This window comes from Streptomyces sp. NBC_00286 (genome assembly GCF_036173125.1).
Taxonomy (GTDB): Bacteria; Actinomycetota; Actinomycetes; order Streptomycetales; family Streptomycetaceae; genus Streptomyces.
Map to the genome: position 1 here is coordinate 5,640,022 of NZ_CP108054.1, position 19,184 is coordinate 5,659,205.

The window sequence follows — 19,184 nt, forward strand, 5'->3', positions numbered from 1 at the left end:
TCGACCTCATCGGCGCGGTAGGCGCCGGTATCGGCGTCGCCGAGGACGAGGGCTTCCCCCAGCCGCCCGTCAGGTCGGCACGGACGTTGCGGAGGACGCGGCAGCCAAGCTCGCGGACCTCAAGCGCCAGGGGCAGACGTAGACCGCGCACCCACTTAGACCCCCGTCGGCAGGCACCAATCCGCATATCTCCCCGTGCCTGCCGGCGGGCCCATTTGCGCCACCCGACGAGAAGTGAGGGACTGATGAGCGTCACCGCGCCACCCGCCCGAAAGTGTCGGACTCTGTTGATTGTGTTGCCTGTGCAGAGCGCGCGGTCCTCGCAGGCTCGGCAGACAGCCGTCGGGAAGCGCACCGAGTACTGCGGACGGCCGTCCAGATAGGTCTCATTCCAGGGAAAGCTGGTTTCGCCGCGCGTGCAGGTGAGGGTGTGCTGCTCCCAGTTGGGGCGGAAGTCGCGTTTGTCAAAGCCAGGATGCTCTCGATTGCTGGACACCGTGCGAATGGGACCGTGAGCCTGATTCTGTACCCGGTGAGCGCCGTGTGAATGGTGGAGGGACTGTGGTTTCCGCACGCAAGGCCAAGGCAGGGGCCAAAGCGGTTCCCCGAGGGTTGCGACAAGTAACCAGGACAGGGGGGCGGCAGCACGGCCGGGCGCCGCCGGAGTGTCCAACCGCAAACCAGCCACGAACAGCCAGTCCGCGCGGGCATCGGGGCACACCGAACGGCACCCTTCCGCTCGGACTTGCGCGCGAAAACCGATCGGTTTACGATGAGGGAACCGATCGGTTTCTCGTCGCGAAGGCGGACGAGTCCCGAACCCCCATTACTTAGGAGGCGGATGGCCCCCACGCGACGCCGAAGGGTAACCGCCTAGTACTCCAGTGCGGTTTCGTGATCTATCCAGCAGGTTTGTCGGCGGATCGTCGTCGGTAGTGGCTGCGGCGGGCTGTTGCCTGGCGGCGTCTGCGCCAGTTGAACCAGTGCGGCAGTCTGGCCTCGACGCGGCGTTGGTCGACGAGGCTGTGCGCCACGCGGGGCCAAAAAGGTGTACCCAACGACACGGGAAGCGTACTCAGATTCCCGCGACCTCAGTCTTCACCCGAGCGCTGGAAGTGCGTTCTTCGCGGTCAGTCTCTGAGGTGGCGCAAATCGCGACCGACGTCAACATCATCATCAACAGCAATGCTGGTGTCCTGCTGCCGGTGCCCCGCGCCCGCCTAGAGCAGTGAACACCAGTTTCCTGATGCCGGAGAGGGTATTGGCAATGAGTGCGAATTCACAGAAGAAGAAGTTTTACGCCCTGAATATGTTTGATGTGGTCGACGTGGAGAAGTATGCGGCGTATTTCAGCCGTCTGCCCGAAGCGGCTCCGCAATATGGTGGTCGAATGGTGGCGTTTGGCCGTTTCCGGGACAACGTAACCGGTGACCTCCCGTCACGGCAGGTTCTGTTTCTCGTTGAATGGGACTCTGAAGAGGCGTTCAACAGCTTCCGGGACGATCCGGACTTGGTCGACTTGCATCCGCTGCGAGAGGACGGGACGGCATCCTATGTCTGGCAGACGTTCGATGGTCTCGATATGAGTGACCCCACCGACGTTTCGCTCGACGATGTACTGGCGGTGCTCAAGCCTTAAAACCCGCATCGCTACGGAGCCGGAGCCGGCTGGCGAGTCGTCGGCTGGCGAAGGCCGCCTCCGGCAAGCGCGGACTCCATTGGCGGCTTGGCGGTCCAGTTAGTACTCCAGCAGCGTTTCGCTATCTGGCCTGGTCAGGAGGTATCGCCCGGAGTGTAGTTGGCTGATGGCGTGTCAGGTGCGGTCTTGGCGGACCGCCCCTCCAAGGAGTGGATCCAGAAGGCTCGCCAGGCGAGGACGATGTCCGCCTCACCCAGCACTGGCACTGGACCGGCGAGATCACCACCGCCCTCGAACGACTCGCGCTGCTGCCCACCCCCGGCTGACCAGCAACCTTCCACAGTCCCGACGACAACATCCCCCGTCCCGGGCAGTGGAACCCGGCGCCCCACCCGACGCGACCACCGGGCCGTCGGCCTGCCCACCATCAGCTCCGGAAAGCGCAAAGGTTCACAGACACCGTCGGCAGTCCCTCACGAAAGACCGAGGCTAGCCTTGCTTGCAGTGGCTGAATACTTGGCCGCGCTTCTCGGAGAAGTGGCTGAGGACATCGGTTCTGACGGCGTTGGCAAGAGGGACGGGTGCGGGCCCGGTCCATTGTCGGAACACACCTCGGTTACGCATGCGAGGGCGTCACGGAAGACCTCCTCGACGGGCATTCGGCCATCGCTCACACATCCAGCACCAACCGCTCTCCTTCCGGTGCACGCGAGACGCAGGGCAGCATGGCGCCGGCCGCACGTTCGGTAGCGGTGAGCCGGCGGTCACGGTGATCGACATGGCCATGGGCCACCCGTACCCGGCAGGTGCCGCAAAATCCCTGGCGGCAGGAGAACGGCAGGTCTGGCAGGGCTTCTTGGAGAACATCCAGGGCGGAGCGGTCGTACGGCACTGGCAGAACCCGTCCGGTGGTGCCCAGTTGAAGTTCGAAGGGACGGCCGTCCGTGATCTGGGCCGGGGCGAATCGCTCGAAGTGCAGGGCTGACGCGCGGCTACCACCGAAGGCGCGCCGAACGCCGTCGATCATGGGCGCGGGCCCGCAGCAGTACACCGCACCCGTCGCCGGGCTCAAGCTCAAGAGATCGGCTGCTTCGGGCACGCCGGACTCGTCGTCAGGACGGATGGAGACTCGCCCGGGGGCTGCGGCCGCGAGTTCGGCCAGCTCTGCCGCGAAGGGCATCGAGCCGCGGCTGCGGCCGGTGTGCACGAGCCTCCAGTCCAGCCCGCGTCGGGCGGCTTCCCGGGCCATCGGCAGGATCGGGGTGATTCCGATGCCGCCCGCGATGAGCAGGATGGACGCTTCGGCGGCGAAGGGGAAGGCGTTCCGGGGCCCGGTGATGGCGACCCGCGTACCGTCTGTGAGGGCGTCGTGTACCTCGGCCGAACCGCCTGCGCCGTTGGCGATGCGGCGCACCGCGATGCGGTACCGGTACCGGTCGGCGGGGTCGCCGCACAGGGAGTACTGCCGTTTGCGGCCGGAGGGCAGGCGCAGTTCGATGTGGGCGCCGGGCTGCCAGGGCGGGAGTATTCCCCCGTCGGGTGCTGCCAGCCGCAGGGAGACGACGTCCTCGGCCTCTTGGTGCTTGGTGGCGACCACCAGTTCCCGGCTCGCGGGCATCCCGGTGGCTGATGGGTGCCTGGGAGGAGTGCTGCGCCGTGCGAGGCGCGTGACCGCGTGGTCGCTGAAAGCCGCCAGCTTCTGCATGAAGGAGTCGCTGCGCGGTCTGCCGTACAGGTCCGGCGGCCGGGTGACGGGGGTGCTGATGTCCATGGGATGCCTCGCTGGTTGCCGGGTCATCGGGCAGCTGCTCGGGCAGCGGGGGACGCCGCCAGGTAGGCGACCGCCTGCTGGGTCGAGCCCTCCTGGGTCGGGTGGTAGCCGGGGCGGAAGTAGCGCAGCACCGAGCGGGCGAACGCGCCCGGCGGGGGCAACAGGTCCTTGCGGGCGGCGGCCAGGTAGTCGCGGAAGCGGACCTTGACCCGGTCGTCGAGTTCGGGGTCGGCGTTCATCAGGAAGCGGACTCCGCGGATCCACAGCCGGGTCAGCACCGGAGCGGTGACGAGCATGCCGACCACTCGGCGCCGGTACCGGGGATCGAGGTGCACCAGCAGGTCGAACGCGACCGAACGATGTTCGACTTCCTCCGCGCCGTGCCAGCGGAACAGATCGAGCATCGCGGGGTCCGCGCCGGCCTTGTCCAGGTGCCCGTTGCTGAGAATCCAGTGACCCATGTACGCGGTGAAGTGCTCGAAGGCCGCTATGAGGGCGAGCCGTTGGAGGAGGTGCGCGTGGGTGGCGGCCGGCGTCAGCTCCGGCCGGTCTCCGAGCACCCTTCGGAAGATCCATTCGGACTGCAGGGTGTACGGAGCCGGGTCAAGACCCTTGGTGAGCAGGTGCTCCAGGACCTCCTGGTGCGCCTCGGCGTGCATCGCTTCCTGGCCGATGAAGCCGCGTACGTCCTCGCGCAGCCGGTCATCGGTGATCAGCGGCAGTGCCTGCTCGAAGGTGCGCACGAACCAGCGTTCGAGCTCGGGGAGCATGAGGTGGAGCACATCGAAGGTGTGGGTCGCGAAGGGCTCACCCGGCAGCCAGTGCAGCGGGGTGGTACTCCAGTCGAAGGTGATGTCCCGGGGTTGCAGCACCAGGTCGTGGTGGTCGATGGGCTCGGACGGACGTTCCGGGTGGGCATGTGCGGCTCGGAACATGACAGGTTCCTCCTCCGTCGGCGATCGGTGTGTGCGAAGAGGCGGTCAGGCAGTCGTCGTCCAGTACTGCTGGTCTGTTGGCCAGTACTGCTGGTCTGTTGGGCTGTCAGATCGGGTGCGTGGTGTGGTCCGGACTGCAGCGGGAGCTGGCTTCGACGTGGTCGGCGAATTCCGCGATCCGGGACGCGATCTCCGCGGGGTGGCTGAGCTGTACCCAGTGCCCGGCGTCGATCGGGCGCCGCTGTATCCGGCGCGTCCAATGCTCTACTCCGTACGACAGCACCGGGGTGACGCAGAAGTCGCGGGTGGGGATGATGAGTTGAACCGGGACGGTGGTCGGCCGGTCCCGGGGACGCAGCAGGCGGGGCAGCATGTTGGCGCGGTACAGCGCGATGCCGGACGCGGCGTCGCGGGCCAGCGTCGGCGCGGGGTAGGGGGTGTGCCCGGGTACGCCTTGGGAGCCGGTGAGGAAGGCGCGCCAGCGGTGTCCCAGTGCTCTCCAGGTCAGGGCGGGCAGGAGCGGGAAATGGAAGTAGGCGATGTACCAGGACCGTGCGGCCTGCCGCAGCAGCTTCGGCAGATCCGGATGCCGCGGGCGAAGGCGGGCCCGGATCAAGTGGCCGACGTGGTCCAGGCAGGGTCCGGAGATGGAGGTGAACGAGGCGATCCGCCCGGCCAGGCGGGTGCCGGTGACCGACTCCCAGGAGTGGATCGAACCCCAGTCGTGTCCGACCAGGTGCACCGGGCGGTCGGGGCTCACGGCGTCGAGAACCGCCTCCAGGTCGGCTTCCAGGCTGGACATCCGGTAGGCGCGCAGACCCCTGGGCCGGTGGGAGGCACCGGCTCCCCGCACGTCGAAGGCGGTGACGTGGAAGCGGTCGGCCAGGCGCTCGGCGACCGGGCGCCACGCGGCGCTGGTGTCCGGATAGCCGTGGACCAGCACCACCGCAGGAGCCGTGGACGCTCCCCATTGGTAGGCGGCCAACTCCACGCCGTCCGCAGTGATCCGGCGCTGCCGCAGGGCGGCCGGGCCGGTCATCGGCCACCACCGGCGCGGGTCAGTTCGCCGTAGTTCAGACCGCCGTGGAGGAAGCTGGGCAGCACCGGCCACTGCCGCTTGAAGGGGGCCAGCTCCGAGGATGGCAGGATCTGCAGCCAGCGCGGATCGCGCCGGCTGGGGCCGGCGAGGGTCTTCTCCTTGACCATGGAGTCGTACTGGTCGAGAGAGTCCTCCAGGGTGTTGGCGTTGGGCACCACCTCACGGCCGTAGAACGCGGCGTGGCGGCGCACCCCGGGGATGCGGGAGAGCTCGGGCTGCCAGTTGTCGGCCGAGATGCCGTTCTCGGAGGACACCCACACCCCGTCGGGGGTGTTCAGCACCAGGGAGTGGTTGCCGTCCGTATGGCCGGGGGTCCACAACAGGCTGACGCCGACACCGAGTTCGACATCGCCGTCGAAGGCGGTGACACGCTCGCCCGGCACCCCGTCCATGCCTCCGTCGACATACCAGGCCCACTGCATCGGATGCATCGACTCGAAGGTGCCCAGCTCCCTGCGGTGCACCAACAATCTGGCGCGCGGGAACAGCGCTTCGCGGGGCGCCCGTTCGCCGGGAACGGTGCTGGTACTTCCCATGATCATGCGCACGTCCTGGACGTGCAGGTGGTCGAAGCTGACGAAGTCCACGTCCTCGGGTCGCAGACCGCAGGAGGGCAGGACGGTGTTCGGGTCCTGGTAGTAGCGGGCGAAGGCGTGCTCGGTGAGAAAGTCCCCCGCCAGACGCTTGAGCTGGGCGTAGAACGGCGCTTGAGCCGTTCCGGCGGCGACGGTCGGCTCCCACACCAGTGTTTTCGGCTCACCGTCGAAGCCGTCGAACTGCACGACGAGCATCCGGTTGACGATGCTCACGAACGGGTTGACGGCGAGCGCGGCGCCGTGGAAGCCGAACCGGGTCGGGTACGGGGCGGCGGCGATGTCGAAACTGCGGACGGCGTGGATGCGGCCCTGCTGCACGAACCGCTCACGGTAGGTGGCCGCGGCGCTGCGCACGGCGCGCAGCCGGTCACCGCGGGGCCATACGTCGTGGACACCTTCGAATTCGGGGATGGGACGCGGAGCGGCGGCGTCCTGGGCCTTCTGGGCCTTCTTCGCGCTGGGCGTCGCCGGCTTGGGCGTGGTGGTCACGGGCTCATCCTTCGGGCAGGCGGGCGGTCCGGGTGCGCTGCTCGTAGGCCGCGCGGACCGCCCGGTCGGACAGGGCGGCGAGCTGGTCGGGGACAAGGAGGCGATGCAGGGCGTCACGGGCACGGCCCGGCAGCACCGCGGCCAGCCGGGTCAGGGCGGCCACCTGGCGTGGAACGAAGACCTCGAACCGCGGGCGCAACACGACGTCGAGCACCGCGTCGGCCACCTGATCCGTCGTCAGGCGTCGGGTGGGGCCGGTCGCGGTGCCCACGGCCAGCTCGGTGTCCACGACGCCGGGCATCACCAAGGACACGTGCACGCCGGTGCCGCGCAGTTCGGCGCGGACGGCTGTGCTGTAGCCGTGGATGGCGTGCTTCGTCGCCGCGTAGGTCGCCTCGCCGGCCGGGGCGACCTTGCTGGCGGCGGAAGCGATGTTCACCACGTGGCCGCGACCGCGTTTCCGCATCCCCGGGATCACGAGTTTCATCCCCCGCAGTACGCCGTGGACGTTGACGTCGAACTGGCGCAGGGCGGCTTCCTCCGGTTCCTCCTCGAAGGGGCCCACCCACATGATTCCGGCGTTGTTGATCAGCACGTCGATCGGCCCGAGTTGGGTCTCAACGGTGCGCAGGAAGTCCTCGAAGGAAGGTGTGTCGGTGACGTCGAGAGACAGCCCGAGCAGTCGACCACCGGGACGCGCGCCGATGGCACCAGCCGTCTCCATGGCAAGCTCCGCGTCGAGATCGCCGATCGCCACGGCGGCTCCGGCCGCGGCGAGCCGGGCCGCGACGGCACGCCCGATTCCGCGGCCCGCCCCGGTGACCGCGATCACTCGGCCGGTCAGCGGTTCTGTGCGGGGGAGCCTGTCGCGGTCTCTTCGGCCGAACGTGTCCGGGTACCTGGGCGGTGCTGCCACGGTGAGCCCCTTCCTTGCCCTGAGCATGAGGCGGAACTCCGAACGGCAAGCGGCCCCACGCGCTTCTGACACGATGCCATGTCAGATGAACTGACAAGCTAGAGTGTCAGTTCAGAGCACACCGGTGTCAACACCTCTGCAAAGGGGAGAAATGACCGGCACACAGACCACCGGGCGGCGCTACGGCGGACGCGATGCGGCGCAACGACAGCAGGAGCGCCGCACCCGCCTCATCCAGGCGGGCCTCGACCTGTTCGGCACGGCCGGATACGCCTCGGTCTCCGTCAAGCAGGTGTGCTCGCATGCCGGACTGACCGAGCGCTACTTCTACGAGTCGTTCCGCGACCGCGAAGACCTTCTCGCCGGGGTCTACAACGAGCTGATCACTGCGATCACAGCCGAAACCGCGCAGGCCGCAGCCGCTGCCGCACCCGATGTCGACGCCCAGCTGCGCGCCGGCCTCGAGGTGTTCATCCGCACACTGGCCGGCGACGCCCGCAAGGCCCGCCTGGTGCTCATCGAAGTCGTGGGCGCCAGCCCCCGCCTCGAAGTACGGCGCCGTGAGGTCCTGCACGAATTCGCCGCGATGGTCGCCGCCGTCGTCGGACCGCTCCCTGGCCCGGAAGGCTCTTCCAGCCGGCTCACCATGACCGCGATGAGCCTGGTCGGCGGGGTCAACGAACTCCTCGTGGACTGGACCCTCGGCCACCAGAACGCCACCGTCGAAGAACTGATCGACCTGTGCCACACCCTGTTCACCGCGGCCTACCGAGCCATCAGCGGTCAGCCCTGATCACGCAGGCCCGGATGCCTTCAGGAGCTTTCCGCTAGCCCACGGGCCCTGTTCAACGGCCCGGCGCACTCGGCGGCCCTGTTTCGATCAGGCAGGCCGGCGAGAACCACTGCACAATGAACGCAGGTGCGGCGCACCTGCCGGCTGTCGGATGGGTTCCACACCCATCGACCATCCGGAAACGACGCAAGGCGATCGGGCTGAGCGGCCGCGAACCATGGCGGGCCCGTTGCGTCGTGGGAGCTGCTAGACGATGGGGATCACTCACTGCCTGCGCTCCCGCTGGCGCGCCCGGGACCTGGCCCGCGCCGGACCCGACCCTGCCGTTGTTGCTGGGCGCCTCCACATGCCCAGGCCCGCTAAGTGCCCTGTATCTCTCGACCGCAGTCACTGTCCGTATTCGCGCGAGCGACGCATTCGGCAGGCTCGAGTACTGCGCGTCGCCATGATCGCCAGGCAATTGATGGGCAGCCGGGCGCCGGGGAGGCTGTGGTCTTGTCGGCATCGGCGCCCAGCGGCAGGGCACGGTCATTGGATTCCGGGAGCCTCATCCGGTCGGCCCGGACGCTCGCCGATCTGGTCATTGCCCCGTGCGGCGGTGGCTGCTGCGACGGCGTACCTCTGCATCTGCATCTGAGGCGTTTCGGGGTGCGTCGAGATCGGCCGCGTGTAACCGATCGCCATTGGGCTGCCCATGGCGCGGGAGGCCCTCTCGTGCCCCCGTCCTTCTGCCCATGCTCTCGAACGCCAGGCGGGCGTCTTCCGTGCTCCGCGTCAAGGCGGCGATCGCCTTCTCGCCTGGGATGAGTGGGAAGAGGTACGGCTGCGTGACACCGGCACGCTTGGCAATCGCCTCGGCAGACGTGCCGTAGTAGCCCTTGAGCGTGAACTCGCGATCGCAGCGCGCGGATGGCGCTGTCGCGTCTCTCCTGCCTGCTCGTCCGGCTCGTGCCGCCATGCCAGCGCGTGCCGGTCAGCTCCACCTGAAGCCGACCGGCGGCGCGGCCTGGGTTCAGTTCCGTGCTTGAGCTTGCGCAATGTAAACCGATCGCTTTACAGTGAGGATCAAGGGGAAACCGACCAGTTTCCCAGATGGCTTCGGGAGTGCATGATGACGACAAATCGGCCGGTGGCCCTCGTGACGGGCGCATCCTCCGGCATCGGCAAGCAGACCGCGCTCGCGCTGGTCGCGGCGGGTTTCGAGGTGGCCGGCACGGGCCGCGACACCTCGCGCGTCACCCCGCTGCGGGGTGTGACGTTCTTCGACCTCGACGTGGTCAGTGACAAGTCGGTCACCGCCGCGGTCCAGCAGGTGATCGACCGATTCGGGCGGATCGACGTCCTGGTCAACAACGCCGGCATCGGCTCGATCGGCGCGGCCGAGGAAACCTCTCTCGCGCAGGCCCAGGGCGTGTTCGACATCAACGTCTTCGGGGTCATGCGCATGGTCAAGGAGGTCCTGCCGCACATGCGCGCCCGGGGGCGCGGGCGCATCATCAACCTCTCGTCCGTGCAGGGGTTCATCCCCGCTCCCTACATGGCCGTCTACGGCGCGTCCAAGCATGCGATCGAGGGCTACTCCCAGTCCCTGGACCACGAGGTCCGGGAGTACGGCGTGCGGTCGCTCCTGGTCGAACCCGCCTATACCAACACCGGGTTCGAGGCCAACAGCGCCAAGCCCGACACCCCCCTGCAGGTCTACGCGGACCAGCGGCACATCTTCGACCGCCTGATGACGGAGGCGATCAAGAGCGGTGACGACCCCGCCGTGGTCGCCAAGGCGATCGTCACAGCGGCGACCGACACCAAGCCGAAACTGCGCTACGCCGCCGGCCCCATGGCCGCACGCGCACGCATGCTCCGCTTCGTTCCCGCCTGGGTCCTGGACAAGCAGATCCGCACGATGAACAAGCTGGCCGGCTGACCCCCGCCACCCGCGCACCCTGCCACCCACAAACCCGTTCGCGCCGTTGATACCGGGAGAGACCCATGTCCGAGACCCTGCACTCCGCCGCCGCTACCGTCGCGCGCTGGCGCTCCGCCGAGGAACGCGGTGATGTCGAAGCCGCGGTCGCGTGTCTGAGCCCGGACGTCGTGCTCAGCTCGCCGCTCACAGACCAGTTCCGCTTCGAGGGATCTGACCAGCTGCGTGACTTCCTGACCGTGGCGTTCGCGGCGGTCAAGGACGTCCGCTACCACACCCAGACCGGCGAGGGCGACGCGTACGCGCTGGTCTACCGGGCGCGGGTGGGTTCCCAGTCGTTCGAGGAGGTGCAGATGCTGCGGCTCGACGACCAGGCACGCATCACGGAGATCACGCTCTTCGGGCGTCCGATGCCGGCCCTCACCGCCCTGATGCACCTCATGGGTCCGGCGCTCGCTCGCCAGCAGGGCCGCCGGGGCCTTGCGACGCTCATGAGCGTCAGCACCGTACCCATTCACGCGATGGTCTCCTCGGGGGACCGCAGCATGGTCGCGAAGACCCGCCCGGCAGTCCGGCGGACCTGAGAGCACCAGGTCCACCGGCCGTTTGGCCCCGTTCCCCTTCCAGGAGTTGGTGGCAGCCGCAGGCGATGTCCCCGGCAGACAGCTTCAGGTCGCAGGAACGCACGAGGTACCTGCCGTCCAGGTGGGCTCCGGCTCGCCGTGCCCACACGGGCGAAGCCGACTCCCCGAGAGCGGCTGCTGGAGGCACCGTCCTCCACCGGCCACAGCAACGTCCGGCCAATCCCCCACGCGCCGAGGTGATGAGGCAACTCGCCTCGCTTTCCAGCAACTTGACCCAGCAGGAGACGCTCCCATGAAACGACGTACGTTCCTTACGGCGACCACCGCGTCGCTGGCCGCCACCCAACTCGCCGGGCCCGCCTACGCCTCCTCCTCCGGTTCAACAGCAGGTCACTACGAGGTCGTTGCCCGCTTCTGGGGCGCGATGCCGACGGGGGTCACCGTCTCGCGCCGCGGCCGCATCTTCGTCAACTTTCCCCGCTGGGGCGACGACGTCCCGTTCACCGTCGCCGAACTGCGAGGCGGGAAGCCGGTGGCCTACCCCGACGCCGAGGTGAACCGCCAGGACGCCTTGGACCTGGCCGGGCACTTCCAGTCGGTGCAGAGCGTGGTCGTCGATGCGGCCAACCGGCTGTGGATCCTCGACACCGGAAGCCCGTTGTTCGCCGGGTCCTCCTACGGCGGTCCGAAGCTCGTGGCGGTCGACCTGCGCACCGACCGGATCGTACAAAAGATCCTCTTCCCGCCCGAGGTGGTGCCGGCGAACAGCTACCCCAACGACGTGCGCTTCGACCTGCGGCGCGGCGCCGCGGGCATGGCGTTCATCACCGACTCGGGCGGCTCCAACGGCATCATCGTGGTCGACCTCGCCACCGGCCGCTCCTGGAAGCGCCTGGCCGGGCATCCCTCGGCGCTCCCGGACCAGCGGTTCCTCCCGGTCATCGAGGGCGAGCCCTTCATGGTCCGCCCCGCGGGCGGCGAGCCCACGCACTACGAGACCGGCTCCGACGGCATCGCTCTCAGCGCCGACGGCACGCGCCTGTACTACTGCCCGCTGTCCAGCCGCCGGCTGCACAGCGTGTCCACCGACGCCCTCGCCGACCCGGACGCCACGGACGCCGAGGTGGCGGCGACGGTCGAGGACCTCGGGTTCAAGCCGATGGCCGACGGCCTGGAGAGCGACGACAAGGGGCGGCTCTACGGCGGCGACCTGGAACACAACTCCCTCTGGCGCAGAAACCCGAACGGCACCTACCGCACCCTCGCCCAGGGGACCGACCTGATCTGGATCGACACCCTGTCCGTCGCCTCGGACCGGCACCTGTACGCCATCGCCAACCAGCTCAACCGGCTGTCGCCCTTCCACGAGGGCAAGGACCTGCGCCGCAAGCCCTATCTCCTGGTCCGCCTGCCGATCGACGCCGGGCCGGTCAGGCTCGTGTGACCTCTCCGGCTCGCGTCACGTGGCCGCCTGGTCGCTGTCCCGGTGCGCACCCTAGCCGTGCAGCGGGCGACCCCGCCCCGGGTGCTGCCCCGGGCGCGGACCCGGTCGAGGCAGGGCTTGCCGGTGCAGTGCGCTGCAGGGCTTGCGCGACCTGAAGCGGGGCCGCTCCCCTCACGGTTCGAAGCGACTCGATGACCAGGAGTGGCGTCGGCATTGAACGTTCCGAGGGTCGCCGGACCGCAATGAAGCTGTCCGTCCTTCTCCGGTTGTGAGCGTGTTGTCCGAGAGCGGAGTAAGTCATGAGTGGGGTTCACCCGTTCCGCGTTCTGCGTGCCAAACCCCTGTGGATCGCCAACGGCGTCATCACGGGCGTCCTCGCGCTGCTGTTCACCGTGTTCTATGTCGGGGCCAACATCGATCCCGTCGATCACATGAAGAATCTGCCCGTCGGCCTGGTGAACGCTGACAAGGGGGCCGCGGTCGGCGGCGAACAGGTCAACCTGGGGGCTCGGATCACCGAGTCGATCAAGAAGTCCACCGCGAGCGGGGGCAAGGTCGACTGGAAGGTGATGGACGAGAAGGAGATGAAGGAGGAACTCGGCGAGGGCAAGCTGTACGGCGCGCTCGTCGTCCCCGCCGAATTCACCTCCGCCACCACCGCACTCACCGGCACCGCGACCACCGGGGCCCCGACCCGTCCGGCGCTGACGGTGCTGACCAACCAGTCCGCCGGCAGCGTGGGATCCGGCCTGGCCCGGACGGCGACGACGCAGGCGGCCGAAAGCGCCTCGCTCCAGGTCGGCAAGGAGCTCACCGCCCAGAGCGGGCCCGGGCAGGCGGAACTGCCCATCGCGGCACGCCTCCTCCTGGCCGACCCGGCCGCCATCACGGTCAAGGACGGCCATCCCCTCGACGCGCACAGCGGCCTGGGCCTGACGGCCTTCTATTACGCGCTCGTCCTCGTGGTCTGCGGCATGCTGTCCGCCAACGTCATCAGCGGCCAGGTCGACCACGCGCTCGGCTACACCCACAACGACATGGGCCCGCTGCGCCTGCACCGCCCGCTCATCCGGGCGACCCGGGTGCAGGCCCTCGCTATCAGCAGCACTCTCATGGCCGGGCTGTCGCTGCTGATGGGGAGCCTGGTCATGCTGGGCGCGGTCGGCCTCATGGGGATGCACGCCGCCCATCTGCCACTGCTGTGGCTGTTCTCGGTGTGCGCCATCGCGGTCACCGGGATCGGTGCGCTCACACTGCTCGCCGTGTTCGGCACGCCCGGCATGCTGGTGGTCACTCTGGTCTTCATCGGGATGGCGGTGCCGACCGCCAACGCCACCACGCCGATTCAGGCGCTTCCCGGCTTCTACCGCTTCCTCGCGGAGTTCGAGCCGCTGCGGCAGATCACCGGCGGCATCCGCTCGATCCTCTACTACGACGCCCAGGCCGACGCCGGCCTGACCCGGGGCTGGGTCATGATGGCCGTCGGCCTCGTGGCGGCCGCCCTCTTCGGCTTCGGCGTGACCAGCTGGTACGACCGCAAGGGGCTGCACCGCATCCCCGCCGAGACGAAGCCCGAGAAGGTCGCTGCCCCGGCGTAGTGGGAGGCGGCTCACCCAAGACGGGGCCATTACTCGGAGTGGCCCCGGTGTGCGTCGCCCCCGTGGGGACGAGAGGCGCGTGCACCATCAAGGCTCGGCGGCGGTCTCTCTCCCAAGGCAGTCGCCGAGCCTCTGAGGGGCCTTCAGGCGTCCGCCCGACGGCGGGCGTCTCCCCGGCACCCATGGAAACCGATCGGTTTCTATTTCCTTCGATTCGAGTTAACCTCGCGGTATGGCTACCGAAGTCAAGCAAAGCCCCCGGGAGCGGCTGCTGGAGGCAGCAGCCACGCTCACCTACCGCGACGGCGTCGGCATCGGCGTCGTGGCGCTGTGCAAGGCGGCGGGGGTGTCGAAGCGCTCCATGTACCAGCTGTTCGAGAGCAAGGATGAACTGCTGGCGGCGAGCTTGACGGAGCGTTCCGCTGCCTTCGTGGCGAGGGCCCTGCCCCCGGCAGATGATGGCCGTTCCCCCCGCGAGCGGATCCTGTACGTCTTCGAGCGGGTGGAGTCGCAGGCGGGTGCGCCCGACTATCAAGGCTGCCGGTACCTGGCTGTGCAGATCGAGCTCAAGGATCAGACCCACCCCGCGAGCCGGATGGCCCACCAGATCAAAGCCAACCTGACGGCCTTTTTCCGTTCCGAGGCCGAACGGGGTGGGGCGAGCAACCCCGACCTGCTGGCCCGGCAGCTCATCCTGCTCTTCGACGGCGCCAGCGCCCGCGCGGGGATCGGCGCCGACAATCTGACCGGGCTCATCGCGCCCACTGTGACCACCCTGCTCGACGCGGCAGACATGCACTGATCCGCCCCGTCGTCGGGCAGGACCGGCGACCGAAGCGCTCTTTCGGGTTGATGCCCGACTCCGGCGGCCGGAGCAGCGCCCATGGCCTCACGCCCCTGCCTCCCTGTAATCGGAGGGAAGCCCGAAGGCCGCAAGAGTATTGCCGAGCATGCCGCAAGCCAAGAAGCCTGTGGTCGCGTGGACGTCGGCACCCAGCGACAGGTGCACGGTTTCCCACAGTCTCATCCAGCCGGCCCGGACGAGCTCGCCCGTCTGGCCATCGCCCTCAACCTCAGCGGCCGCGACGACGGCGTATCCCTGCATCTGCATCAGGAGCGTTTCGGGGCGCGCCGAGATCAGCCGCGCGTACGCGCCCGCCATGGCGCCCAGGGCCTGCTCGGTGCCCTCCACCCCCTCGGTTGCCCGCTCGAAAGCCAGGCGGTGTCTTCCACGCTCCGTACCAAGGCGGCGACGAAGATCGCCTTCTTGCCCGGGAAGACCCGGAAGAGGTACGGCTGCGTGACGCCGACGCGTTTGGCGATCGCCTCGGTGGAGGTGCCGTAGTAGCCCTTGAGCGCGAACTCGGCGATCGCTGCGCGGACGACGCTTTCGCGTCTCTCCTGCGCACTGATCCTGGCCATGCCGTCATTCTGCAGGCACCGGTCGGTTTGCGTCTGCCGGCAAGGTGCCTGAACGGGCTCCGGTCCGCAGGGCCCTTGAGACGGCCGACCGCCATGGGCCGGGCTCCTGTCTGCCGCGCGTCACAAACGGCGCTCCGCCCCATCTTGGGCGAGACGCCGCGGCCGCCGCGCAGCCCGATCGGCCTCAGCGTGCAGACAGTGGCACGGCCAGGACCGGGCTGGCGTTTGAGCTTGCGCACGGAAACCGATCAGTTTACTGTGAACGGAAACTGATCAGTTTCTAGCGAGTCAGGAGTCTATGATGACGACGAACCGGCCGGTGGCACTCGTGACGGGTGCGTCATCCGGCATCGGTAAGGAAACCGCGCTCGCCCTGGTCGCAGCCGGATTCGACGTGGTCGGCACCGGCCGCGACACCTCGCGCGTCGCCCCGCTCGGCGGTGTGACGTTCCTCGACCTCGACGTGGCCAGTGACGCCTCGGTCGCCACAGCGGTCCAGGAGGTGAGCGAGCGGTTCGGGCGGATCGATGTCCTGGTCAACAACGCCGGAATCGGCTCACTGGGTGCGGCCGAGGAAACCTCCCTCGAGCAGGCCCAGGGCGTCTTCGACACCAATGTCTTCGGGGTCATGCGCATGGTGAACGAGGTCCTGCCGTACATGCGCGGCCAGGGGCGCGGGCGCATCATCAACCTCTCGTCCGTGGTCGGATTCGTGCCCCAGCCATACATGGCCGTCTACGCCGCCTCCAAGCACGCGGTCGAGGGCTACACCGAGTCCCTGGACCACGAGGTCCGTGACCACGGCATCCGGGCGCTTCTCGTCGAACCCGCCTACACCAACACCGGATTCGAGACCAACAGCGCGCGGCCCGACACGCCTCTGCATGCCTACGAGAAGCAGCGGCAGACCGTCGACCGCGTGATGGCAGAGGCGATCAGGGACGGCGACGACCCCGCCGTCGTTGCCCGGGCGGTCGTCGCGGCAGCCACCGACGCGAAGCCGAAACTGCGCTACGCCGCCGGCCCCACGGCCGGACGCGCACGCCTGCTCCGCTTCGTTCCCGCCTGGGCCTTCGACCGGCAGATCCGCAAGATGAACCAGCTGGCCGGCTGACGCCTGCTCGCACTCACACACCCCGCAGGACAAACGACGCAATGGAGCGGCGCATGCCGGAGATTCAGATCGAGTTCGACGTTCCGGCGGAGATACGTGACGGCACGGTGCTGCGCGCGGATGTCTACCGGCCCGGCGGTACGGGACCGTGGCCGGTGCCGCTGAGCCGGCTGCCGCACGGCAAGCAGACGCCAATGATACGGATGGAAATCGATCGGTTTACGACGAGGGGGCCCGATCAGTTTTCGTCGCAGAGGCGGGCAGGTCCCGAACCCCCTCACTAGGAGTACGGACGGCTTTCCCGCGCGACACCCAAGGGCAGCACACGCAGATTCCCGCGACCTCAGTCTTCACCCGAGCGCCGGAAGTGCGTTCTTCACAGTCAGTTGAGGGGCGCGACTGGCAGCCCAAAAACAACGCTAACCGCTGCGGCCATTGGTCCCGGCTCGCGTCGAAGATGCGGGGGGTGATCTTCAGCTGGGGGTCAGTTCGGGGCCGGCGGGATGGCCTGGTCGATCAGCATTTCCGCGACTTCGTGGGCGTCGCGGAAGGGCTGGGTGTCATTGAGTGAGGTGGACAGCGCGCGGGCTCCGTCGAACAGCAGCGCCAGGCGGCGGGCGAGGGTTTCCGGGTCGGGGGCGCCTGCTTCGGCGGCAAGCCCAGCCAGGCGGTGGGTGAATGCTTGTTTGTGCTGTTGGACCAGTTCCGCCACCTCGGGCATGGTGCCTGCACCCTCGACGACGGCGTTGTGGAACACACATCCGCGATATACCCCGTCCGGGCTGGTCGGGGGTTCGCGGAACAAGGCGAGCAGGCGTTGCCGCGGATCGACGTCGTCGCGGGTCAGTTGCGCCACGGCGGGCACCGGCGGCTCGGCCCTGAAGCGCCCCAGGTAGGCGGCGACGATGGCCTCCTTGCTGGGGAAGTGCTGGTACAGGGTACGGCTGGACACGTGGGCCACCTCAGCGAGCCGGGCGACGCCGGTGGCGTGAATGCCGTCTCGTGAGAACAGTTCCGCCGCGGCGCGCAGGATGCGCTCCCGTGCGCCACGTCCACCCCGGTGGATCGTCTCGGTGCTGGTCACCACTCAAGTATAGCGGCCACTTTACTTCGGGCGGGTCGTCGGCTACGGTCAAGTGAAGTGATCGCTTTACTTGGAGGCGGCATCATGCGGTACCTGACCTTCGGCCGCGGCAACGGCCTGCGCGTCTCGGAATACGCTCTGGGAACCGCAACCTTCGGCACCCGGTGGGGCGCCGGCAGCGAGCGGAGTGAGACGGCTCGGATGCTGGACCGGTTCGCTGACGCGGGCGGTACCTTCCTCGACACCGCCGAGAGCTATCAGGCCGGCGAGTCCGAAGAGATCCTCGGGGAGTTGCTGACCACCCGGCGCGACCAGTTCACCGTGGCCACGAAGTTCGCTGTCGGCATCAACCCCACCTCGGGCGTGCAAGGCACCGGCGACTCCCGTCGGAACATGATCCGGGCGGTCGAGGGCAGCCTGGCCCGGCTCCGCACCGACCGCATCGACCTGCTGTGGGTCCATTTCCCGGACCCGGTCACCCCGACGACGGAGATCGTGCGTGCACTGGACGATCTGGTGCGCTCCGGGAAGATCCTCTACGCCGGGCTGTCGAACTTCCCGGCCTGGCGCACCGCGCGGGCCGTCACCCTCGCCGAGGTGCGCGGCTGGGCCCCGATCGTGGGCGTGCAGGTCGAGTACAGCCTCGTCGAACGCTCCGCCGACCGGGAAATCCTGCCGATGGCCGAAGCGCTCGGCTTGGGCGCGACATTCTGGTCACCGCTGGGCGGCGGGCTGCTGACCGGAAAGTATCGCCACCGGTCGGAGGGACGACTCACCACGCTGGGTCGACTGATCCACACCGAAGACACCGAACAGAAAAGCACCGTGCTCAACACCGTCCTGCGCATCGCCGACGAACTCGGCACCACCGCGGCGCAGGTCGCGATCGCGTGGCTACGGCACCGCGCGACAATCGCCACCACCGGACTCGTCCCGGTGATCGGCCCACGCACCGTGTCCCAATTGGACACCTACCTCGCCGCCCTCGACGTCGAAATCAGCCACGAGCAATACCAGCAACTGGACAAAGCCAGCCGGATCCCGCTCGGCCAACCCCACGAATCCGTAGCCGCCCGCACCCCGATCCTGCTCGGCGGCTCCGACATCGACTTCCGGCAACCGACCGTCCCCGTCGCCTGAAAGAAGAGCTCGGATGAAACGACGTACGTTCCTCGCAGCGGCGACCGCATCGATGGCCACCACCCAACTCGCTCGACCCGCCTATGCCGCCAGTTCAACCGCCTGGCACTAGGTGTGCTGACCGGACAGGTTGGTGGCGGCGATCAAGGACGGCGACGGGTGATCGTCGCGGCAGCGACCGACGTGAAGCCGAAGCTGCGCTACACCGCCGGCCCCCTGGCCGGATGCGCCAGCATACTGCGCCGCCTCGTTCCTGCCTGGGCCTTCGACAAGCAGATCCGCAAGCTCAACCAGCTCGACGGCTGACACCCGCCACCTGCAAACCCGATCGCGCCGTTCATACCGGGGAGAGACCCATGTCCGACACCCCACACTCCGCCGCCACTACCGCCGCGCGCCGGCGATCCGCCCTGGAACGCGGTGACGTCGACGCCGCGGCCGCGTGCCCTGAGCGCGGACGTCGTGCTCGTCCCGCCGCTCACCGAACAGTTCCACTTCGAGGGACCCGGCCAGCTGCGAGACTTCCTGGCCTCCGCGTTCACGGCGGTCGAGGACATCCGCCTCCACACCCAGACCGGCGAGGACAACGCCTACGCGGTGCTCCACAACGCGCGGGTAGGACCCAGCCGTTCGAGG

General features: G+C 68.4%; 18 protein-coding genes and 2 pseudogenes. 11 read left to right on the forward strand and 9 right to left on the reverse strand.

The window, feature by feature from the left end; genetic code table 11:
• The first annotated feature begins 1,228 nt into the window (after positions 1-1,228).
• The gene (locus OHT21_RS25985) at positions 1,229-1,639 is read left to right on the forward strand and encodes a DUF1330 domain-containing protein (protein ID WP_328770736.1); all 411 of its coding nucleotides are present in this window, start codon (positions 1,229-1,231) and stop codon (positions 1,637-1,639) included.
• Between the two features lie 670 nt (positions 1,640-2,309).
• On the opposite strand, the gene OHT21_RS25990 is transcribed toward OHT21_RS25985, so the two are convergent.
• The 5 genes from OHT21_RS25990 to OHT21_RS26010 form a co-directional block, all read right to left on the reverse strand.
• Positions 2,310-3,410 (reverse strand): PDR/VanB family oxidoreductase, encoded by a 1,101-nt coding sequence (locus OHT21_RS25990; RefSeq protein WP_328770737.1) that lies wholly within the window; start codon positions 3,408-3,410, stop codon positions 2,310-2,312.
• A gap of 23 nt (positions 3,411-3,433) precedes the next feature.
• Positions 3,434-4,345, reverse strand: coding sequence for a metal-dependent hydrolase (locus OHT21_RS25995; protein ID WP_328770738.1), 912 nt, complete (start codon positions 4,343-4,345; stop codon positions 3,434-3,436).
• A gap of 106 nt (positions 4,346-4,451) precedes the next feature.
• The gene (locus OHT21_RS26000; RefSeq protein WP_328770739.1) at positions 4,452-5,384 is read right to left on the reverse strand and encodes an alpha/beta fold hydrolase; all 933 of its coding nucleotides are present in this window, start codon (positions 5,382-5,384) and stop codon (positions 4,452-4,454) included.
• Complete coding sequence (locus OHT21_RS26005) at positions 5,381-6,529, reverse strand: hypothetical protein (RefSeq protein ID WP_328770740.1); 1,149 nt, start codon at positions 6,527-6,529, stop codon at positions 5,381-5,383. Before OHT21_RS26005 ends, OHT21_RS26000 begins: the two co-directional genes overlap by 4 nt.
• Positions 6,530-6,533: 4 nt before the next feature.
• A complete protein-coding gene (locus OHT21_RS26010) occupies positions 6,534-7,445 on the reverse strand; it encodes an SDR family oxidoreductase (protein ID WP_328770741.1) in 912 nt (303 codons plus the stop codon).
• A gap of 151 nt (positions 7,446-7,596) precedes the next feature.
• On the opposite strand from OHT21_RS26010, the gene OHT21_RS26015 reads away from it, so the two are divergent.
• Complete coding sequence (locus OHT21_RS26015; RefSeq protein ID WP_328770742.1) at positions 7,597-8,238, forward strand: TetR/AcrR family transcriptional regulator; 642 nt, start codon at positions 7,597-7,599, stop codon at positions 8,236-8,238.
• 580 nt (positions 8,239-8,818) lie between these two features.
• Here OHT21_RS26015 and OHT21_RS44750 read toward each other — a convergent pair.
• Positions 8,819-9,196, reverse strand: coding sequence for a TetR family transcriptional regulator (locus OHT21_RS44750; RefSeq protein WP_443050430.1), 378 nt, complete (start codon positions 9,194-9,196; stop codon positions 8,819-8,821).
• Positions 9,197-9,349: 153 nt separating this feature from the next.
• Between OHT21_RS44750 and OHT21_RS26020 the strand changes: the two genes are divergently transcribed.
• The 5 genes from OHT21_RS26020 (at position 9,350) to OHT21_RS26040 (ending at position 14,590) form a co-directional block, all read left to right on the forward strand.
• Positions 9,350-10,162, forward strand: a complete 813-nt coding sequence (locus OHT21_RS26020; protein ID WP_328774223.1) for an oxidoreductase — start codon at positions 9,350-9,352, stop codon at positions 10,160-10,162.
• A gap of 65 nt (positions 10,163-10,227) precedes the next feature.
• The gene (locus tag OHT21_RS26025) at positions 10,228-10,746 is read left to right on the forward strand and encodes a nuclear transport factor 2 family protein (protein WP_328770743.1); all 519 of its coding nucleotides are present in this window, start codon (positions 10,228-10,230) and stop codon (positions 10,744-10,746) included.
• 292 nt (positions 10,747-11,038) lie between these two features.
• Positions 11,039-12,190, forward strand: coding sequence for an L-dopachrome tautomerase-related protein (locus tag OHT21_RS26030; RefSeq protein WP_328770744.1), 1,152 nt, complete (start codon positions 11,039-11,041; stop codon positions 12,188-12,190).
• 299 nt (positions 12,191-12,489) lie between these two features.
• Positions 12,490-13,788, forward strand: a complete 1,299-nt coding sequence (locus OHT21_RS26035) for an SNG1 family protein (protein WP_328770745.1) — start codon at positions 12,490-12,492, stop codon at positions 13,786-13,788.
• A 232-nt stretch (positions 13,789-14,020) separates the two neighbouring features.
• The gene (locus OHT21_RS26040; protein WP_328770746.1) at positions 14,021-14,590 is read left to right on the forward strand and encodes a TetR/AcrR family transcriptional regulator; all 570 of its coding nucleotides are present in this window, start codon (positions 14,021-14,023) and stop codon (positions 14,588-14,590) included.
• Between the two features lie 87 nt (positions 14,591-14,677).
• Here OHT21_RS26040 and OHT21_RS26045 read toward each other — a convergent pair.
• A pseudogene (locus tag OHT21_RS26045) lies at positions 14,678-15,210 on the reverse strand (TetR/AcrR family transcriptional regulator).
• Positions 15,211-15,511: 301 nt separating this feature from the next.
• On the opposite strand from OHT21_RS26045, the gene OHT21_RS26050 reads away from it, so the two are divergent.
• Together OHT21_RS26050 and OHT21_RS26055 are read left to right on the forward strand one after the other, a co-directional pair.
• Positions 15,512-16,324: an oxidoreductase gene (locus tag OHT21_RS26050; RefSeq protein ID WP_328774224.1), complete on the forward strand. Its 813-nt coding sequence runs from the start codon at positions 15,512-15,514 to the stop codon at positions 16,322-16,324.
• A gap of 53 nt (positions 16,325-16,377) precedes the next feature.
• Positions 16,378-16,608 carry a hypothetical protein gene (locus OHT21_RS26055; RefSeq protein WP_328770747.1) on the forward strand — a complete coding sequence of 77 codons (231 nt, stop codon included), beginning with the start codon at positions 16,378-16,380 and terminating at the stop codon, positions 16,606-16,608.
• Positions 16,609-16,808: 200 nt separating this feature from the next.
• Here OHT21_RS26055 and OHT21_RS26060 read toward each other — a convergent pair whose 3' ends face one another.
• Complete coding sequence (locus tag OHT21_RS26060; protein ID WP_328770748.1) at positions 16,809-17,408, reverse strand: TetR/AcrR family transcriptional regulator; 600 nt, start codon at positions 17,406-17,408, stop codon at positions 16,809-16,811.
• Positions 17,409-17,492: 84 nt separating this feature from the next.
• Between OHT21_RS26060 and OHT21_RS26065 the strand changes: the two genes are divergently transcribed.
• Positions 17,493-18,548: an aldo/keto reductase gene (locus OHT21_RS26065; RefSeq protein ID WP_328770749.1), complete on the forward strand. Its 1,056-nt coding sequence runs from the start codon at positions 17,493-17,495 to the stop codon at positions 18,546-18,548.
• Between the two features lie 156 nt (positions 18,549-18,704).
• Positions 18,705-18,854: pseudogene (locus tag OHT21_RS26070) on the forward strand (short-chain dehydrogenase/reductase); the annotation flags it as partial.
• A 78-nt stretch (positions 18,855-18,932) separates the two neighbouring features.
• Here the strand turns inward: OHT21_RS26070 and OHT21_RS26075 are convergent.
• The gene (locus OHT21_RS26075) at positions 18,933-19,154 is read right to left on the reverse strand and encodes a hypothetical protein (RefSeq protein ID WP_328770750.1); all 222 of its coding nucleotides are present in this window, start codon (positions 19,152-19,154) and stop codon (positions 18,933-18,935) included.
• Between the last annotated feature and the right edge of the window lie 30 nt (positions 19,155-19,184).

What these genes read in the sequence shown, in the direction of transcription:
- OHT21_RS26000 (WP_328770739.1), bottom strand. Translation starts at nt 5,384, where the DNA reads ATGACCGGCCCGGCCGCCCTGCGGCAGCGCCGGATCACTGCGGACGGC.
- OHT21_RS26015 (WP_328770742.1), top strand. Translation starts at nt 7,597, where the DNA reads ATGACCGGCACACAGACCACCGGGCGGCGCTACGGCGGACGCGATGCG.
- OHT21_RS26050 (WP_328774224.1), top strand. Translation starts at nt 15,512, where the DNA reads ATGACGACGAACCGGCCGGTGGCACTCGTGACGGGTGCGTCATCCGGC.
- OHT21_RS26040 (WP_328770746.1), top strand. Translation starts at nt 14,021, where the DNA reads ATGGCTACCGAAGTCAAGCAAAGCCCCCGGGAGCGGCTGCTGGAGGCA.
- OHT21_RS26065 (WP_328770749.1), top strand. Translation starts at nt 17,493, where the DNA reads ATGCGGTACCTGACCTTCGGCCGCGGCAACGGCCTGCGCGTCTCGGAA.
- OHT21_RS44750 (WP_443050430.1), bottom strand. Translation starts at nt 9,196, where the DNA reads ATGGCGGCACGAGCCGGACGAGCAGGCAGGAGAGACGCGACAGCGCCA.
- OHT21_RS26035 (WP_328770745.1), top strand. Translation starts at nt 12,490, where the DNA reads ATGAGTGGGGTTCACCCGTTCCGCGTTCTGCGTGCCAAACCCCTGTGG.
- OHT21_RS26055 (WP_328770747.1), top strand. Translation starts at nt 16,378, where the DNA reads ATGCCGGAGATTCAGATCGAGTTCGACGTTCCGGCGGAGATACGTGAC.
- OHT21_RS26020 (WP_328774223.1), top strand. Translation starts at nt 9,350, where the DNA reads ATGACGACAAATCGGCCGGTGGCCCTCGTGACGGGCGCATCCTCCGGC.
- OHT21_RS25995 (WP_328770738.1), bottom strand. Translation starts at nt 4,345, where the DNA reads ATGTTCCGAGCCGCACATGCCCACCCGGAACGTCCGTCCGAGCCCATC.
- OHT21_RS26025 (WP_328770743.1), top strand. Translation starts at nt 10,228, where the DNA reads ATGTCCGAGACCCTGCACTCCGCCGCCGCTACCGTCGCGCGCTGGCGC.
- OHT21_RS26030 (WP_328770744.1), top strand. Translation starts at nt 11,039, where the DNA reads ATGAAACGACGTACGTTCCTTACGGCGACCACCGCGTCGCTGGCCGCC.
- OHT21_RS25990 (WP_328770737.1), bottom strand. Translation starts at nt 3,410, where the DNA reads ATGGACATCAGCACCCCCGTCACCCGGCCGCCGGACCTGTACGGCAGA.